Here is a 14,128-nt window from a genome sequence, read left to right on the forward strand (position 1 = left end):
CCGTCGCCGAAGGCCCACGACCAAGAGGTCGGGAATCCCTCAGAGGTGTCGGTGAAATTCACCGTCAGGGGCGCGGGGCCCGAGAGAGGGGCGGCGGAGAAGTTCGCGGCAGGCGGGCCCTGCGCCACCGCGGTGACAAGGCCGGTTTTCCGAGTTGAGTTTGCCGACTGCCCCGCCATGACCGTGAGGTTCACCGTATAGACGCCCGGCACTTCATAGACATGGACAGGATTCGGGTTGGACGAAACGTTGCCGTCGCCGAAGTCCCAGGACCATGTATCGGGAGACCCCCCGGAGAGGTCGGTGAACCTGACCGTCAGGGGCACCATACCCGCGGCCGGAGAGGCCGAGAAGTTTGCGATGAGCGGCGGACTGAGCACCGACCTGAGGACGACGGCATCGGCCTTGCCATAACCGTAGCCGGGGTCGTACGCGGGCAAACCCGGGCCCAGAGACGAGGAGACGAGGGCGTCCACAAACCCCGATGCATTCAGGGCGGGGTCCTGGCCCATGAGCAGGGCTGCGATGCCGGCCACATGCGGGGCCGACGCACTCGTGCCATAGAAGGGGTTCGGGAAACCGCCCGCCCCCGTCACCTGCACCCCGTCGGTCGCCGCAAGGTCGGGCTTAGCCCTCTCCTCGGGCGCCGGGTAGACGATGGTCACCGGCCCCTGCGAGGAGTATTGCCTGAGTGTGTCCTGGAAATCGATCGCACCGACCGTGACCACGCCGGGATAGGCCGGGTGACCGAAGATCGAGTCTGAAGGGGTGTTGTAGTCAGGGGAGACCGCCCCATAGAAGGTGTAGACCTCAAGGAGAAGGGGCGAGCCGCGGACACGGGTGATGCCTGCGTAATAGGTCGAGACGAAGGGGTCGGGATTGGTGAAGGAGACCACTTCGAGGGGGGTGCCGTTCCCCTTCTGGACGATGGTGCTCATGCCCACCAGAGACCCGGTGCGGTCCCAGACATAGAGGTTGTAGTCGTTCGCCGACGAGACCCAGGGGTCGGCCCACTGGAGCACGACAAAGGCCGGCGACGCCGCAGAGACCCTGAAGGGGAGGAGGACGCTCCCGCCGCCGAAGTCATGGGAATTGTATGTGTTCCCCGAGTCGCGGTACTCCTCCTGGTAGTGCGACAGGCCGAAGTTGCCGGCCGAGGAGACCAGAAGAACCTCCCCTTCAGCCGCGAGGCGCCTGACGCCGCCGAGAGGGGCGTCGGCACTCTCGTCAAAGTAAGGTTCGTCAAGATAGACGATGTCGTCGCAGATGATCGTGCACCCCGCGTCGGCAAGGGCCTGGAATGCCCCATCGAAGGAGATCACGTCTCCCCCGCAGTCATGAAAATACAGGGAGGCACCGGGGGCGATGTCGTGGACGATCTCAAGCATCGCCGTCCCCTCGTCGCCGCCGAGGGTGTTCGAGAGGACTTCGACGTCGGGAGGGATATCCCCGGTCAGGACGGCATCGTCGAGGTGGTCCACGCCATCCGAGATGACGCCGATCTTCACACCAGTTCCGTTGTATCCAGTGGTGTCCCTGAGGTCCTTCGCCCTGAGGATGGCATCGCCCTCCGTGTCCACCGAACCGGCAGCAAAGAACGGCGGCAGGACAGTCCGCACAGACCGTACCTCAGGAAGGGACGCAAGACCTTTCAGGTCCTCGACCCGCACCAGGGCCACTGCCAGATGGCGGGCCTCGTCCCGCGCCGTCACCTCCACAGCAAAGGGGTCGACGCACCCAGTCCCGGCAGGAGGGTACAGAGAGACATAGACTGTGACAGGCGGAGGGGCGGCATATCCCGAGGCGAGGGCGGCATTGTCGGAGATATTCTCCCCAGATACATTCATCTCCACCAGGTCGACGAGGTCTGAGGACAGTTTGGCCAGGTCGTCATCGGGTGGCGGCCTTTCAGGTATTTTTTCCCAGACGTCAGGTCCTACGCCGGCCGCACCCTGCGCAGTGGCGATGAGCAGGAGAAAGACCAGCATCCGCGTACGCAGCAGCATCGTCACGTGCCGCGGAATAGACCCTGGCAGATATAAGAGGATCGCACCTGCACAAGGTTGATAGGGAGAGGACGCCAGATCCCGCATCGCGGAGGAGGAGACGATGACGATCAGGTACAGGGCGCTCTTCCACCTCACCGAGACCGGGAAGACAGGTGCGGTCCTGCAAACAGCCCGGAACCTTCTTGCCGATATGGGCGATGGAGTGGAGGTTGAGGTGGTCGCACACGGCGACGGCGTGAAGGCCTTTCTCCTGACAGGCCAGTACGTGGACGATGTCAGGAACATGAGCAAACAGGGGGTGCGTTTTGTGGTCTGCGCCAACAGCATCAGGGCGATGACCTTCGCGAGGGACGACTTCCCGCGGTCTGTCGAGGTCGTGCCCTCGGGCATCAGCGAGATCGTGAGGAGGCAGGCCGAAAGGTACGCGTATATCAGACTGTGACAGCGGGCCGCCCGGTCCGGGACAGCCGCAACACCCGAAGATCTCCTGCACGGGGATCTCCGGACAAAAAATGGGTTTATTGGATCAACACGGCGTTGACGACGCCGTCCTGGCCGGGGCGGCTCACAATCCGTGCGCGCCCGAGTTCGGTCGTGATGATCGCACCCTTCGTGAGGAGGTTCCGGCGGACATAGTTGATGTTTGCCGGGTTTGCTTCCACGTTCAGGATGCCAGATTTCTTGGTCTCGCCGGTCGCAGGGTTGGAGACAGAGGCAACGTTCAGGCGGAGTGCCCGAACCTTCATGTTGCCGCCGCGTACCCTGACAATCCGGCTCCGATTCTCCCCGATATGAGTTTCTGCGGGGGCCCGGCCGTGCTCATATCGCCTCTTACCGCAAGCCGGGTGGTTCCTGCCGCCGGTGAGGCGCCGTACGGATCTACCTTGCCACTGTATAGTATCACCTCAGGATTACAATCTGTGAGACAGGAATCCCATAGAGAGTTCTATATATATTCTGGCTCTCGGTATTTAACTCTGATCACTCCAGGATCGCGTCGAGCACGGCGGAGACACCCTCGCCGGTCTTCATATTTGTCCTGAAGATCTTCATCTCCGGGTTGTAGCGCCGCATATCGGCCTCCATCCGCTCAATGTTGCAGCCGACGAGAGGGGCAAGGTCGACCTTGTTGATCACACCGATCGAGCAGCCGCGGAACATCATCGGGTGCTTGTTCACGACATCGTCACCCTCGGTCGAGGAGACGACGACGACCCGCTTCTCGGCCCCGAGGGCGAAATCCGTCGGGCAGACCATGTTGCCCACGTTCTCGATAAACAGGACATCGATATCGTCGAGGGGGAGGTGGTCGAGGGCGTGTTCGACGAGGTGCGCATCGAGGTGGCACTCGGTACCGGTGTTGGCATTGACGGCCGGGATGCCGAGGCCCACGATCCTCTTGAAGTCATCGTCACCATAGACGTCCCCGGCAACGGCGCCGGTCGCAAGGCCGCGCCCGGCAAGGAGGGGCACCATCCGCTCGATCAAGGAGGTCTTTCCCGACCCGATGGCGCCGAGGAGGTCAAATGCCCTGACTCCGTGCTCTTTCAGGTGTGCAGCGTTCGCAGCGGCAAGATTATCGTTTGCGGCATATACATCCTTCTCGATAAGGACGTCGATGTGGTGCATACAGTGAGTATTGAACGTGACCCCTATATAGGTTCACCATCTACCATTCTATAATGGAAAGTGTCTGTATCCTTTATCCGTGCTATTTTTCTGCCGGTCTGAAGCGGTCCGAGGGGAGGCGTGTCCCTCTCGGTCGCGCCGTCAAAAATCCGACAGTCGACGATCTCGGGGCGGCCCTGAAGAGATGCGGCTATACGTACCGGGCCGAGGAAAAACACCACCCGGCCCACTGGTTCAAGCGCGAAGGGCGGGTGGTCGTCGAGTGCACGGAGTCGAAGGGGGCCCTCATCAAGAAGGTGGCAGGGACGATCGAGGTGAGGCAGTGAGCGGCGGCCTCTACGATCTGCACACCCACACCACGATGACGGACGGCGACCTTCTCCCCATCGAACTTGTCCGCCGCCTTGCTGTCCTCGGGTACGAGGTCGTCGCCATCGCCGACCATGTCGACTGCTCGAATATCGATCAGGTGATCACGACGACGTCGTGCCTCAAGAAGAGTGCAAGACACTTCGGCGTCCACCTTCTCTGCGGCGTCGAGATCACCCATGTGCCGCCCGAGGAGATCCCCGAACTCGCGGCGTACGCCAAAGAGAAGGGCGCCGAGGTCGTCGTCGTCCACGGGGAGTCGCCGGTCGAACCGGTCGCTCCGGGCACAAACCATGCAGCCTGTTCTTCGAGGGACGTCGATATCCTCGGCCACCCGGGCTTCATCACACCAGAGGACGCACATCTTGCAGCGAAAAACGGTGTCGCCCTTGAGATCACCTCAAGGAACGGGCACAACAGGACAAATGGATATGTGGCGGTGACTGCACGGGAGGCGGGTTGCATGGTGGTGGTGGACTCAGACGCCCATGCGCCTTCAGACCTTCTCACCAGGGAGGCGAAGATGGCGGTTGCACGCGGTGCAGGGCTAACAGAGGACGAGTGCGCGAGATCGCTGTCTATAAATATTGTTTCGGATTTACTCGGGATTTAATCCATATTTATATTTTGTCGATATGTTTAAATAGCCATGCCACCCAATTTATATACGATACTCCCTTTTGCAGGAGTTTTGATGAGGAGTTCTCTTGAAACTTGTGGGGCTGATAGTTAAGATTTGCGGTTCTCGCACGATGATCGTCAGGTGCGACGCCGCCCAGCTGCCCCGCCTCTATGGGGATGTCTTCGACAGACGTACGAGACCGGCCGGGAAAGTTGTTGACATCTTCGGGAATGTGGCCTCGCCGTATGCTGCGGTCGTCTGCAAGGGGGCCTGTAGCGGACGCGTGGGAGAGAAACTGTATACCAAGGGTGATGGAAAATGGCAGAAATCGAGAAATTAAAGGCGCTTCAGAGCGAGCGTGAGGCTCTGAAGAAACGTGTACGGACGACAGTGCGGGAGACGGAGAAGAAACGCGAGGAAACGACCGAGAATGTCTGTCCCGAGTGTGGCAGCCGGCAGCTCGTCCACGACTATGAGCGTGCCGAACTCGTCTGCAAGAACTGCGGCCTCGTCCTCGACGAGGAGTTCATCGACCGCGGCCCGGAGTGGCGTGCCTTCGACCATGACCAGCGGGTGAAGCGTTCCCGTGTCGGTGCGCCGATGACCTTTACCATCCACGACAAGGGTCTCTCGACGATGATCGACTGGAGGAACCGCGACTCCTACGGCCGTGCCATCTCCTCGAAGAACAGGGCGCAACTGTACCGTCTTCGCAAGTGGCAGCGGAGGATCCGTGTCTCGAACGCCACCGAGCGGAACCTCGCCTTCGCGCTCTCCGAACTGGACCGTATGGCCTCGGCCCTCGGTCTGCCGCGGAACGTGCGGGAGACTGCTGCGGTCATCTACCGCGACGCCGTGGACAAGAACCTGATCAGGGGCAGGTCCATTGAGGGCGTGGCCGCGGCCGCACTGTATGCGGCATGCCGCCAGTGCTCGGTGCCGCGTACGCTCGACGAGATCGCCGAGGTGTCCCGGGTCTCAAGGAAGGAGATCGGGCGCACCTACCGGTTCATCTCCCGCGAACTCGGTCTCAAGCTCCTGCCGACCTCGCCGATCGACTACGTGCCCCGCTTCTGCTCCGGCCTCACCCTCAAGGGCGAGGTGCAGAGCCGCGCCGTGGAGATCCTGCGGCAGGCGGGCGAGCGTGAACTGACGAGCGGCAGGGGGCCGACCGGCGTCGCGGCCGCCGCCATCTACATCTCCTCGATCCTCTCGGGGGAGAGGCGGACCCAGCGCGAGGTCGCCGAGGTGGCGGGCGTCACCGAGGTGACGATCCGGAACCGGTACAAGGAACTCGCTGAGAAACTCGATATCGAGATCATTCTCTGATCTCCTTTTTTTCGGGGCGCGTGCGTGCCCCACTCTGCCGGATGGTCACGGGCACCGGCCCCGGGCGCCGGAATGGGAACAGATATAAGGGAACAGAGGCAAAAGTACTGGGCAGGATCAGGCACTGATCAGGCATAAGGGCTCGTAGATCAGGGGAAGATCGCATCGTTCGCAACGATGAGGCCGCGGGTTCAAATCCCGCCGGGTCCATCCATTTTGAAGAATAGTTTTAGAGGGGAGCGTGAGCGGTTCTTCGGGGCATACTCTCTCCATCTCCGGGGGGTCAGGGAAACCGTCCTCCCCTCTCTGCAATCACACTCGCAGGGGTCAATCTGTCGAAGTATTTTTTGTAAAAAAGAGAGGCCTCATCTCCTCCGGGCAAGGAGGAGAGCAGCAAGACCAGCCGCGCCAAGAGGTATGACAGGGAAGATTGGACTCTGCTGCGGGGTGGGGGTCGCTGCTGGCGCGGGTGTTGCGGTGTGCACGGCAGTTACATTCGCCGTCGGAGTAGTTGTCGGAGTGTGCACCGCAGTCGCGTTCGTCGCAGCCGATGCAGTGACCTCTGCAGGCACAGGCGGGGTCACCGTCGGAACCGGATCAGGGCCGGTCGCAATGGCGAAGTACGAGAAGCCCGGTGAGACAGCAAGGAAATAGATGCGATCGGCAGTCTCCCTGACGACCTCAGTCTGGAGAGACGTCCAGGTCTCGTTGTGGTGCCGCCAGAGGGCGACACCTGCAGGCGAGAGATCGTGCTCTTTCAGCCAGGATGCCGGCACAGAGAAGGTGAAGACCGCCTCCGCGAGGGCGTCGTCGGTCGTGTACGTCAGGTCGGCCAGAATGTACTGGTAGACAGAACCAGCGAGGCCCTCCGGGCCGTCTGCCGCAGGCTCGAGGGTGATCATGACCCCGTCAATCCGCTCCGCGGCGGTGAGGGTGATGCTGGAGACCGCCGTGCGGTCGAAGGAGAGGGTCGCGGACTCACCGGGGTCCAGACCTCCCGCAGCGTCAACAGAATAGTCAGGGTCGCCGCCCCCATCCCCTCCGGTAGCGGGCGGAGGAGGCACGGAGAGCACGTACCTGTCTGCCGGTGCGACCAGCGGGCAGGTGTCGTTGAGGCCCGTGATGGAGTATGGCGTCTCGCCGATGCCGTCGCCGTCGGTGTCGTTGCCAGCATAGTCGTCCCAGAAGTTCCCGAGGACATGCGTGAAATAAGTGTTATTATACCGGTACGAGATCGGCAGGGTAGAATTCAGGGAGACCGAGTTCACGGCGGGGAGGTGGCCGCGGGTGTTGTTTGCAAAGGTGTTGTGCCAGAGAACCGTATCGCCCGGACTCGCGGCAAAAAGGTACGCGCCAATGCCGTTATCGGCGATGAGCGAACCGGTGACGGTAGACGCCGTGCAGCCGAAACAGGAAAGCCCCGAAAACTCGTTGCCCACGAAGGCGGAGGCATCGATCAAGAAGTCGTCCAGGTCCTTGCAGATCGCCCCGGCATAATTGCCGGTGGCCGTGACATTTCTGACTGTGATGCCGGTGGAGTTGAAGACGGTGAGGCCGACATAGGTACCCGAGAGGGTGAGATCCTCCGCGGTGATGTTCCGGCACCCGAAGAGGTACACCATACCTGCGTCGTCGGGCACGACCGCGTCCTCCCGTCCGGTCCAGACATAGACAGGTCTGCCGTCGACAGTGTTCGTCTCGTCAACCACGACGGTACTCTCATATCCCGGGAAGGGGACGAGGCGGAGGTTCCATCCGTTTTCGGTCATCGCTGTCTCGAACACTTCGCCGTTCTTCACACCGTCGAGGGCAAGGCCTGTCCCGGCATTCCCGGCAATGACACAATCCGCCACCATAAAGGAGTCCTGGGAGGCGAGAGATATCCCGTCCCCTCCATTTACCGTGACATTCACGCCGACGAACCAGACGTCGGTTGACCGGGAAACATTGACGCCGCTTTCACCGTTCTCCGAGAGATCGGAGAGGGCCACGCCGACCCGCACGGAATCATTGACGCGGAGACCCGCGTGCCCTGCGCCGCGGACGTCAGTCAGGACAATGGAGGCCCGCGACGCACCTTCGAGAGCGATGCCGTCGCCGCTGCAATCGGTGACATTCACGTCCATGAGCGTGATGTCCTCACCGGTGGCAAGGACGCCGTCGTCACCATTGGTGAGAGTGAAGCCCCTGACGGTGATGGTCGACCCGGTCAGGGTGAGCGCGGTCCCGCCGTTGCCGTCGATGACGGCGTCGTGCGACCCGGCGAGGGTGAGGGGGTGATCGACGACGACGTTCTCGACATAGACCCCATCTCCGACGAGGACCATCCCACCGGACAGTACGGTGTCGACGGCCTCCTGGATGGTGGCATGGTCCTCGGGCACTCTGAGGGGGTCGCGCGTGAAGGCCTTGATGCAGAGGTTGGTATCCGGGACATACGTGGTCAGGTCTTTCCAGTGCACCCCGTCGGCGCTCACATAACTCTGGCCAGGTGCGGCGGTGGCGTTGCTCGAATAATGCTCGAAAGGCATCTCGACAACGAGAGGGCGGGTGTCGGTCGGGGCGGTGAGTTTGAGGGTCACCGAGAATATATCGCCCGGGCCGAGGGGCACGGGGGTGGCGAGGGGAAGGGTGTGGTAGCCGGGGAGCGCCATCGTCCCGTCCGCGGCGTAGGCACGGCGGACGAAACCATCTTGCATGAGATCGACCACGACCTCGTACGCCGTGCCGGGTTCGCGGGTGTAGAAACTCACAGCATGGAGTTCTTCGTAGTGTTCCGCTGCGAAGACGTTCGCACCGTACGCCGTCGTCGAGGCGCCGGTACCGATGCTCTCTGTCCAGCCAAGGGGGTCGTACTGGTAGATGTGGTCGTAGGTCTCGACCGGTTCGCCGGTGAAGAGCACGGCCGCCCGATCATCACCAATATACGTATTGCTCCGGTTCACGAAGCGCCCGAAGTACCGATCATAGTAGGAGATGTAGAAGTAACCATGGTCCCCGAGCGAGGTGCCCCACGAGTTTTTGGCGATGAAGGCGCCGTCGCCGGGCGGTGTTTCGACGAAGTTCGCCGCCGGGTAGGTGTCGTCCCAGCCGACAAGGAGGACGGCGTGGCCGCCATCGAGTTTTGCGGTGCTATTCTCGGGCAGGTAATAGGTGGTCGCGTTCGGCCCGAAGCAGGAGAGGTTCACCCGGAAAGAAGTATAGAGGCCGCCCTCCTCCTTGATCGTCGTCTTGATCAGGTCGTTGTCGAGGGGGCCGTCACGCGGCGGGAGGAAGGTGACGTTCTGCACCTGCATCACCGGCGCAAGACCGGCGGGTGAGTCGTTCAACGGCATGGGTAGTAAATAGGGATCGTCGCTCTCGTCCACCGGTCCGGACCACCGGGCAAGGTAGGCGGTCGCCATGAAGGGGTTGCCGCCGTCGCAGGGCCCCCCGTCAAAACCATGGGTATTCTTCATGTTGTTCTCAGAGAGGTCCCACGCGCCCAACCCGTCGGTGAGGAGCGCGGACTCAAGCGACCCGAGGGAGGCGAAGGTCCAGCAGGATCCACACTTTCCCTGGTCCTTCACCGGGGTCACCCGCCCTTCGTCGGCGAGGTTGAAATAAGACTCAGAGGGCGGGGCGGAGAGAGTTGAAACCGGATTGCCCGACCAGAAAATGGTGGCGGGCGAGGGGATAAGTCCGTCCAGAGGGGGGAAGGACTCGTTCTCCGGGGCCTCAGGGGCGGCCGCACAGAGGAGCGCAATGTCGTTTTCAGCCGAGGTCGCCTCCTGCTCCTCCTGATACCGGACGAATGCCGGGTTCAGGGGTGCGGCCTCCACGCGGAGGTCGGCGCCGGCGGCCGGGGAGGCGCCTGCACCGGGGAAATATTCCTGTTCGTCTGGAAAGAGAAGTGTCGTATTCGTGAGTGCGGTCGCACCGGGCATCCCGAGAAGGGCAAGCCCCACGCAGACGAGCAGTATTATAAGACATTGTTGCCGGGGAGTCATGGTTTCATCTTCCGTGTGATTCCCAGACGTAGGATAAAATAGGATAAATAGCAGCCGATTATGCTTCAAAATAAAGAATATGCAATAAAATTAAGATAGAAAGTGAGTGAAAAAGAAAAAACATGATATAATGTGACACGAGATTAAAGAAAATCCCATCCGCCACCCTTCGACCCATGAGAACACAGGAACACAAAGCATAAGATAAGAGGCGGACAGGGCAACGACACGGAAGGTCAGATCCGCCCATCATGGTCATGAGGAGGCAGACCTGCGTTGCAGGTACCGCATATGCAGGTACCGCATATGGAGAGAGACGTCGCAGACTTCCCTTCAGAATATGCGAAACCTGATATGTTTCTCTTCTGAAGATCTGGAGAAGACCATGAGATACGAGATTATCGGGGACAACCTCCAGATGGTGAAACTCACCCTCTCCCCTGGCGAGAAGATCAATGCAGAGGCTGGCGCCATGGTGAACATGAGCGGGAACATGCAGATGGACTCCCACATGAAGGGCGGCCTCTTCGGCGGACTCAAGAGGATACTCACCAACGAGAGCATCTTCCTGACCGAGTTCACCCCTCAGGGCCGGGAAGGCTTTGTCTCCTTCGCCGGGAACGTGCCGGGCCGGATCTTTCCCGTGGACGTGAACGGGAAGGAGTTCATCGCCCAGAAGGATGCCTACCTCTGTTCCGAAGAGGGCGTGAACCTCGACATCGCCTTTACAAAGAAGCTGCGGTCCGGGTTCTTCGGCGGCGAGGGTTTCATCCTCCAGCGCCTCCATGGGAACGGCAGAGTCTTCCTCCACTGCTGCGGCGACACCATCGAGATGGACCTCGCGGCCGGGGAGACGGTGCGGGTGGAGACCGGCCTTGTGGTCGGCTTCGACTCGACGGTCGAGTACTCCATCGAACTGGCCGGCGGCGTGAAGACGGTCTTCTTCGGCGGCGAAGGACTCTTCCTGACGACCCTCACAGGACCGGGCAAAGTCGTCCTCCAGTCGATGGACATCGCGAAACTCGCCTCCTCCCTGATGCCCTTCCTGCCCCATGACTCGTCGGGGAGCGGGAGCGGCGGGTTCCAGATCGGGATCTGAACGCCCCTCTCTTTTTCAGTCCCCTATTGCGATCCCGAAATGCCGCATCAGACGGGTGATCGCGGTGTCGGCAAGGACGATCGCAACGGCCGAGGCCAGGACGGTGAGGACCTGATCGTGCCAGATACCCCGGACAATAGTACCGACGGCAAGACCGGCAAGGACTGCCGCGAAAAGAGTCAGGAGTGTCGCTCGCGGGAGGACGTACATCTGATCAGCATGGGAGAGGGGGGAGGATAACCCTTTCCCGGGAAAAAAGAGGAGGGGATCACCGCCGCCGCAGGAAGAGGAGGGCGGCACAAAGACCGAGAACCACAAGACCTGCGGGAAGCGGGCTCTGCTGCGGTGCAGTCGGCGTTTCCGCCACTCCGGTCGTCTCCGGGTGAGCGGTCAGGGTCTCCGCAGGTGTCACCGTCGGTTCGGGCGCCGGGGTGTTCACCCCGATCGCGAAGAGGGAGAAACCGGGGCTTTCGGCGACGAAGGAGTAGCAAGACTCGTCTTCACTGACTATCGAGGTCGTGAGGGCCTGCCAGGCACCGCCGTGGTATCTGTACAGCACCACGTCTTCCGGCGCACAGCCCCGCGCCTCCAGCCATGCCTTCGGGACGGTGAAGTTCAGGGAAGCTCCAGCAAGGGCGGCGTCGGGGGTGCGGTACAGCGTCACTTCGTCGTATTCGTAGACCGCGGCGGCCGGGGCATCCGCGCCCGCAGGAAGTCCCTTCCTCTCCACAGTGACCAGAATCTCGGGGATCCTCTCGCCGGCCGTCACCCCGACCTCATAGATCGCGGAATTCCGGACGCCGAAGGACGTGTGACCGCCGGCAGGGATGTTGCTTGCCGCACCGGCCGAGGCATCAGAATGACCGCCTCCCCCGCCGCCGCTCACGGCCGGCGCCTCAACCATGATGCAGTTCTTCTGCACCGTCGTGTTCGAGGCGTACGGGTTGCTGACCATCAGGGAGACGGTGTACGTCCCGGCCGACGCGTAGGTGTGGGACGGGTGCTCTTCTGTCGAGGTCGAACCGTCGCCGAAGTCCCATCTCCAGCCGGTGACGTCGCCGGTCGACGTGTCGGTGAAAGAGACGGTGAGCGGGGCGTATCCTCCGGCGGGGTTGACGGTGAAGTTGGCCGCGGGGGCCTCGAAGGTCCGGACAGACGCCGTGGCGGTGTCGGAGCCGAAAGCGTTGGATGCCGTCAGGGTGACGGTGTAGTTCCCGGCATCCCTGTACGTATGGACATGCTGCCGCCCCATGGCGTTCGTGCCGTCCCCAAAGTCCCACTCCCAGGTGTCGACGTCGCCGGTCGAGGTATCGTTGAAGGTCACGGAGAGGGGGGCAAGACCTGCTGTCGGCGTGAAGGTGAAGTCCGCCTTCGGCGCGGTGTGCACGACGACCTTCACCGTCGTCTCGTTGGAGGCGTAGGTGTTGCTCACGTTGAGGGTGACATTGTAGGTGCCGGCGTTCTCGAAGGTGTGCGGGAGCGTCGCATCGGTCGAGGTCGCACCGTTGTCGTCGAACGTCCAGAGGCGCTCGAAGACGCACCCGGTCGAGGCGTCGGTGAACCGCACGGTCAGCGGGGCGTTCCCTTCGGTCGGGTTTGCGGAGACGACGGCCTTCGGCGGGTCGAGGGCGACGACCGTCTTCGTCATCGTGTCGCTCCCGAAGGCGTTCGTGACCGTCAGGGTGACCTGGTGGGTGCCGTTGGTCGAGAAGGTGTGGGAGGGGCGGGTGTGGTCGACCAGGGGACTGTTGTCCCCGAAGTCCCATGAGCGGGAGAGGAAGGGGACGCCGTACGACGTGTCGGCGAACTGCACGGTGAGCGGGGTGCTGCCGCCGGCCGGAACGGCGGTGAAGTTCGCGGTCGGGATGCAGGTGTGGAGCGGGAGGTGGTCGATACACCCCGCCCCGAGGTCGTAGCCCTCGTCACAGATCCCGTCGCCGTTGCGGTCTTCGTGGGTCTCCGAGAACCCGGTGCCGTCAGGCGTCAGCCAGTAGTTCCCGCCGAGGAAGGGGCCGCCGTGGATGTTTTTCCCGAAGGTCTTCGTCGTGTTCCAGCGGGTGTCGGTCATGTCGGTACCTGACCTGATATCAAGGTTCTGTGTGTTGTTGAAGAGGTTGTTTGCGATGAGGGAATTTGTTACGGCAGATCTGGCACAAAGTCCGGGGTCTCCGGTTCCGGTGACGGTGCTGTTGGTGAGCGTGATATTCTCAACATCGAAGAGGATAAAGCCAAATTTCCCGTCCCTGACCGTGACATTCTCGACTATGACGGAGTCCAGACTCTCCAGCTGGACTGCTATGAATCTATCTTTCTGGACGACGTTGTCTCTCAGGACAGTGGTCGTGCCGGTGCATCCGTAGATCATGAAACCACCACTGTTGTTGGACACGGTATTGGCGACGACAACAGAGCCCTGGCACCCGGACTGGAGTTGAATGCCTGCACCACTGCAGTCCTGGACGGAGTTCCCGGAGATGATGCAGTCGGGGCAATCGCCATAGAACATGATCCCGGGACTCCCGCATCCGGTCACCTGGTTGTCCAGGATCTGTGACCCGCCTGCGGAGGAGAGATAGATACCGCTGCCAGGGATAGTGCCGCCCAGCGTGCACCCCTCCACGGTGCAGTTCGTCGCGGATTCGATAGAGATCCCGTCGTACCCGCTGGAGACCGTGCACCCCCGCACCACGGTGTCGGCCCCATAGATCTCGATGGCCGTGGAACCGGCCCTCTTCACAGTGAGGCCCTCGACCGTCGTACCGGCGGCGGTGATCTTGATGCTGCCATTCACCGTCGCGCCCGCGTCGCCCCTGAGGGTGAGGCGTTTGTTCACGGTCACGGTCTCGACATAGGTGCCGGGGCGTATGAGGAGGGTGTCGCCGGCCGCCACCGTGGTGTTCGCGACCGCCGTGCCGATGGTGGTGAAGTTGCCGTCGCACCCGACCGTCCACGTCGCCGCCGCCGGCAGGACGGCAAGCGCGCAGAGGAGGAGGGTTGCAAGGAGGAGGGGAAAAATCCTCGTCACTCCATTATTTTCTGAAAATATGGATATAGTGGACATCTGAGCAATAATGATCCCTTC

The 14,128-nt window shown here is 61.8% G+C and carries 11 protein-coding genes and 1 tRNA gene; 6 read left to right on the plus strand and 6 right to left on the minus strand.

The window, feature by feature from the left end; translation table 11 throughout:
• A partial coding sequence (locus BP869_RS09365) for a PKD domain-containing protein (RefSeq protein ID WP_342679005.1) occupies positions 1–2,006 on the minus strand: 2,006 nt, incomplete at its 3' end.
• Between the two features lie 103 nt (positions 2,007–2,109).
• On the opposite strand from BP869_RS09365, the gene BP869_RS09370 reads away from it, so the two are divergent.
• The gene (locus BP869_RS09370) at positions 2,110–2,451 is read left to right on the plus strand and encodes a DsrE family protein (RefSeq protein ID WP_342679007.1); all 342 of its coding nucleotides are present in this window, start codon (positions 2,110–2,112) and stop codon (positions 2,449–2,451) included.
• 76 nt (positions 2,452–2,527) lie between these two features.
• On the opposite strand, the gene BP869_RS09375 is transcribed toward BP869_RS09370, so the two are convergent.
• Both BP869_RS09375 and hypB read right to left on the minus strand, forming a co-directional pair.
• Positions 2,528–2,905: a 30S ribosomal protein S8e gene (locus BP869_RS09375; protein WP_067048522.1), complete on the minus strand. Its 378-nt coding sequence runs from the start codon at positions 2,903–2,905 to the stop codon at positions 2,528–2,530.
• A gap of 85 nt (positions 2,906–2,990) precedes the next feature.
• Positions 2,991–3,638, minus strand: a complete 648-nt coding sequence (hypB, locus tag BP869_RS09380; RefSeq protein WP_342679009.1) for a hydrogenase nickel incorporation protein HypB — start codon at positions 3,636–3,638, stop codon at positions 2,991–2,993.
• Positions 3,639–3,691: 53 nt separating this feature from the next.
• On the opposite strand from hypB, the gene BP869_RS09385 reads away from it, so the two are divergent.
• From BP869_RS09385 to BP869_RS09400, 4 genes are all read left to right on the plus strand, one after another.
• Positions 3,692–3,964 carry a signal recognition particle subunit SRP19/SEC65 family protein gene (locus BP869_RS09385; RefSeq protein WP_342679011.1) on the plus strand — a complete coding sequence of 91 codons (273 nt, stop codon included), beginning with the start codon at positions 3,692–3,694 and terminating at the stop codon, positions 3,962–3,964.
• Positions 3,961–4,620: a histidinol phosphate phosphatase domain-containing protein gene (locus BP869_RS09390; protein ID WP_342679013.1), complete on the plus strand. Its 660-nt coding sequence runs from the start codon at positions 3,961–3,963 to the stop codon at positions 4,618–4,620. The genes BP869_RS09385 and BP869_RS09390 overlap by 4 nt, the downstream gene beginning before the upstream one ends.
• Positions 4,621–4,947: 327 nt before the next feature.
• Positions 4,948–5,958 (plus strand): transcription initiation factor IIB, encoded by a 1,011-nt coding sequence (locus BP869_RS09395; protein ID WP_300162191.1) that lies wholly within the window; start codon positions 4,948–4,950, stop codon positions 5,956–5,958.
• Positions 5,959–6,096: 138 nt separating this feature from the next.
• Positions 6,097–6,168, plus strand: a tRNA-Ala gene (locus BP869_RS09400).
• Between the two features lie 155 nt (positions 6,169–6,323).
• Here the strand turns inward: BP869_RS09400 and BP869_RS09405 are convergent.
• Positions 6,324–9,947: a lectin like domain-containing protein gene (locus BP869_RS09405; protein WP_342679016.1), complete on the minus strand. Its 3,624-nt coding sequence runs from the start codon at positions 9,945–9,947 to the stop codon at positions 6,324–6,326.
• Between the two features lie 385 nt (positions 9,948–10,332).
• Here BP869_RS09405 and BP869_RS09410 point away from each other — a divergent pair, with 385 nt between their 5' ends.
• Positions 10,333–11,046, plus strand: coding sequence for a TIGR00266 family protein (locus BP869_RS09410; protein ID WP_342679018.1), 714 nt, complete (start codon positions 10,333–10,335; stop codon positions 11,044–11,046).
• A gap of 15 nt (positions 11,047–11,061) precedes the next feature.
• Here BP869_RS09410 and BP869_RS09415 read toward each other — a convergent pair whose 3' ends face one another.
• Both BP869_RS09415 and BP869_RS09420 read right to left on the minus strand, forming a co-directional pair.
• Positions 11,062–11,256, minus strand: a complete 195-nt coding sequence (locus tag BP869_RS09415) for a hypothetical protein (protein ID WP_342679020.1) — start codon at positions 11,254–11,256, stop codon at positions 11,062–11,064.
• Between the two features lie 58 nt (positions 11,257–11,314).
• A complete protein-coding gene (locus tag BP869_RS09420) occupies positions 11,315–14,071 on the minus strand; it encodes a PKD domain-containing protein (RefSeq protein WP_342679022.1) in 2,757 nt (918 codons plus the stop codon).
• Positions 14,072–14,128: the final 57 nt, after the last annotated feature.

Origin of the sequence: Methanofollis sp. UBA420, from assembly GCF_002498315.1 — an archaeon.
GTDB lineage: Archaea > Halobacteriota > Methanomicrobia > Methanomicrobiales > Methanofollaceae > Methanofollis.

Coding starts and splice junctions, on each gene's coding strand:
- BP869_RS09385 (WP_342679011.1), top strand. CDS start 3,692: ATGGAAAGTGTCTGTATCCTTTATCCGTGCTATTTTTCTGCCGGTCTG.
- BP869_RS09395 (WP_300162191.1), top strand. CDS start 4,948: ATGGCAGAAATCGAGAAATTAAAGGCGCTTCAGAGCGAGCGTGAGGCT.
- BP869_RS09405 (WP_342679016.1), bottom strand. CDS start 9,947: ATGACTCCCCGGCAACAATGTCTTATAATACTGCTCGTCTGCGTGGGG.
- BP869_RS09410 (WP_342679018.1), top strand. CDS start 10,333: ATGAGATACGAGATTATCGGGGACAACCTCCAGATGGTGAAACTCACC.
- hypB (WP_342679009.1), bottom strand. CDS start 3,638: ATGCACCACATCGACGTCCTTATCGAGAAGGATGTATATGCCGCAAAC.
- BP869_RS09370 (WP_342679007.1), top strand. CDS start 2,110: ATGACGATCAGGTACAGGGCGCTCTTCCACCTCACCGAGACCGGGAAG.
- BP869_RS09415 (WP_342679020.1), bottom strand. CDS start 11,256: ATGTACGTCCTCCCGCGAGCGACACTCCTGACTCTTTTCGCGGCAGTC.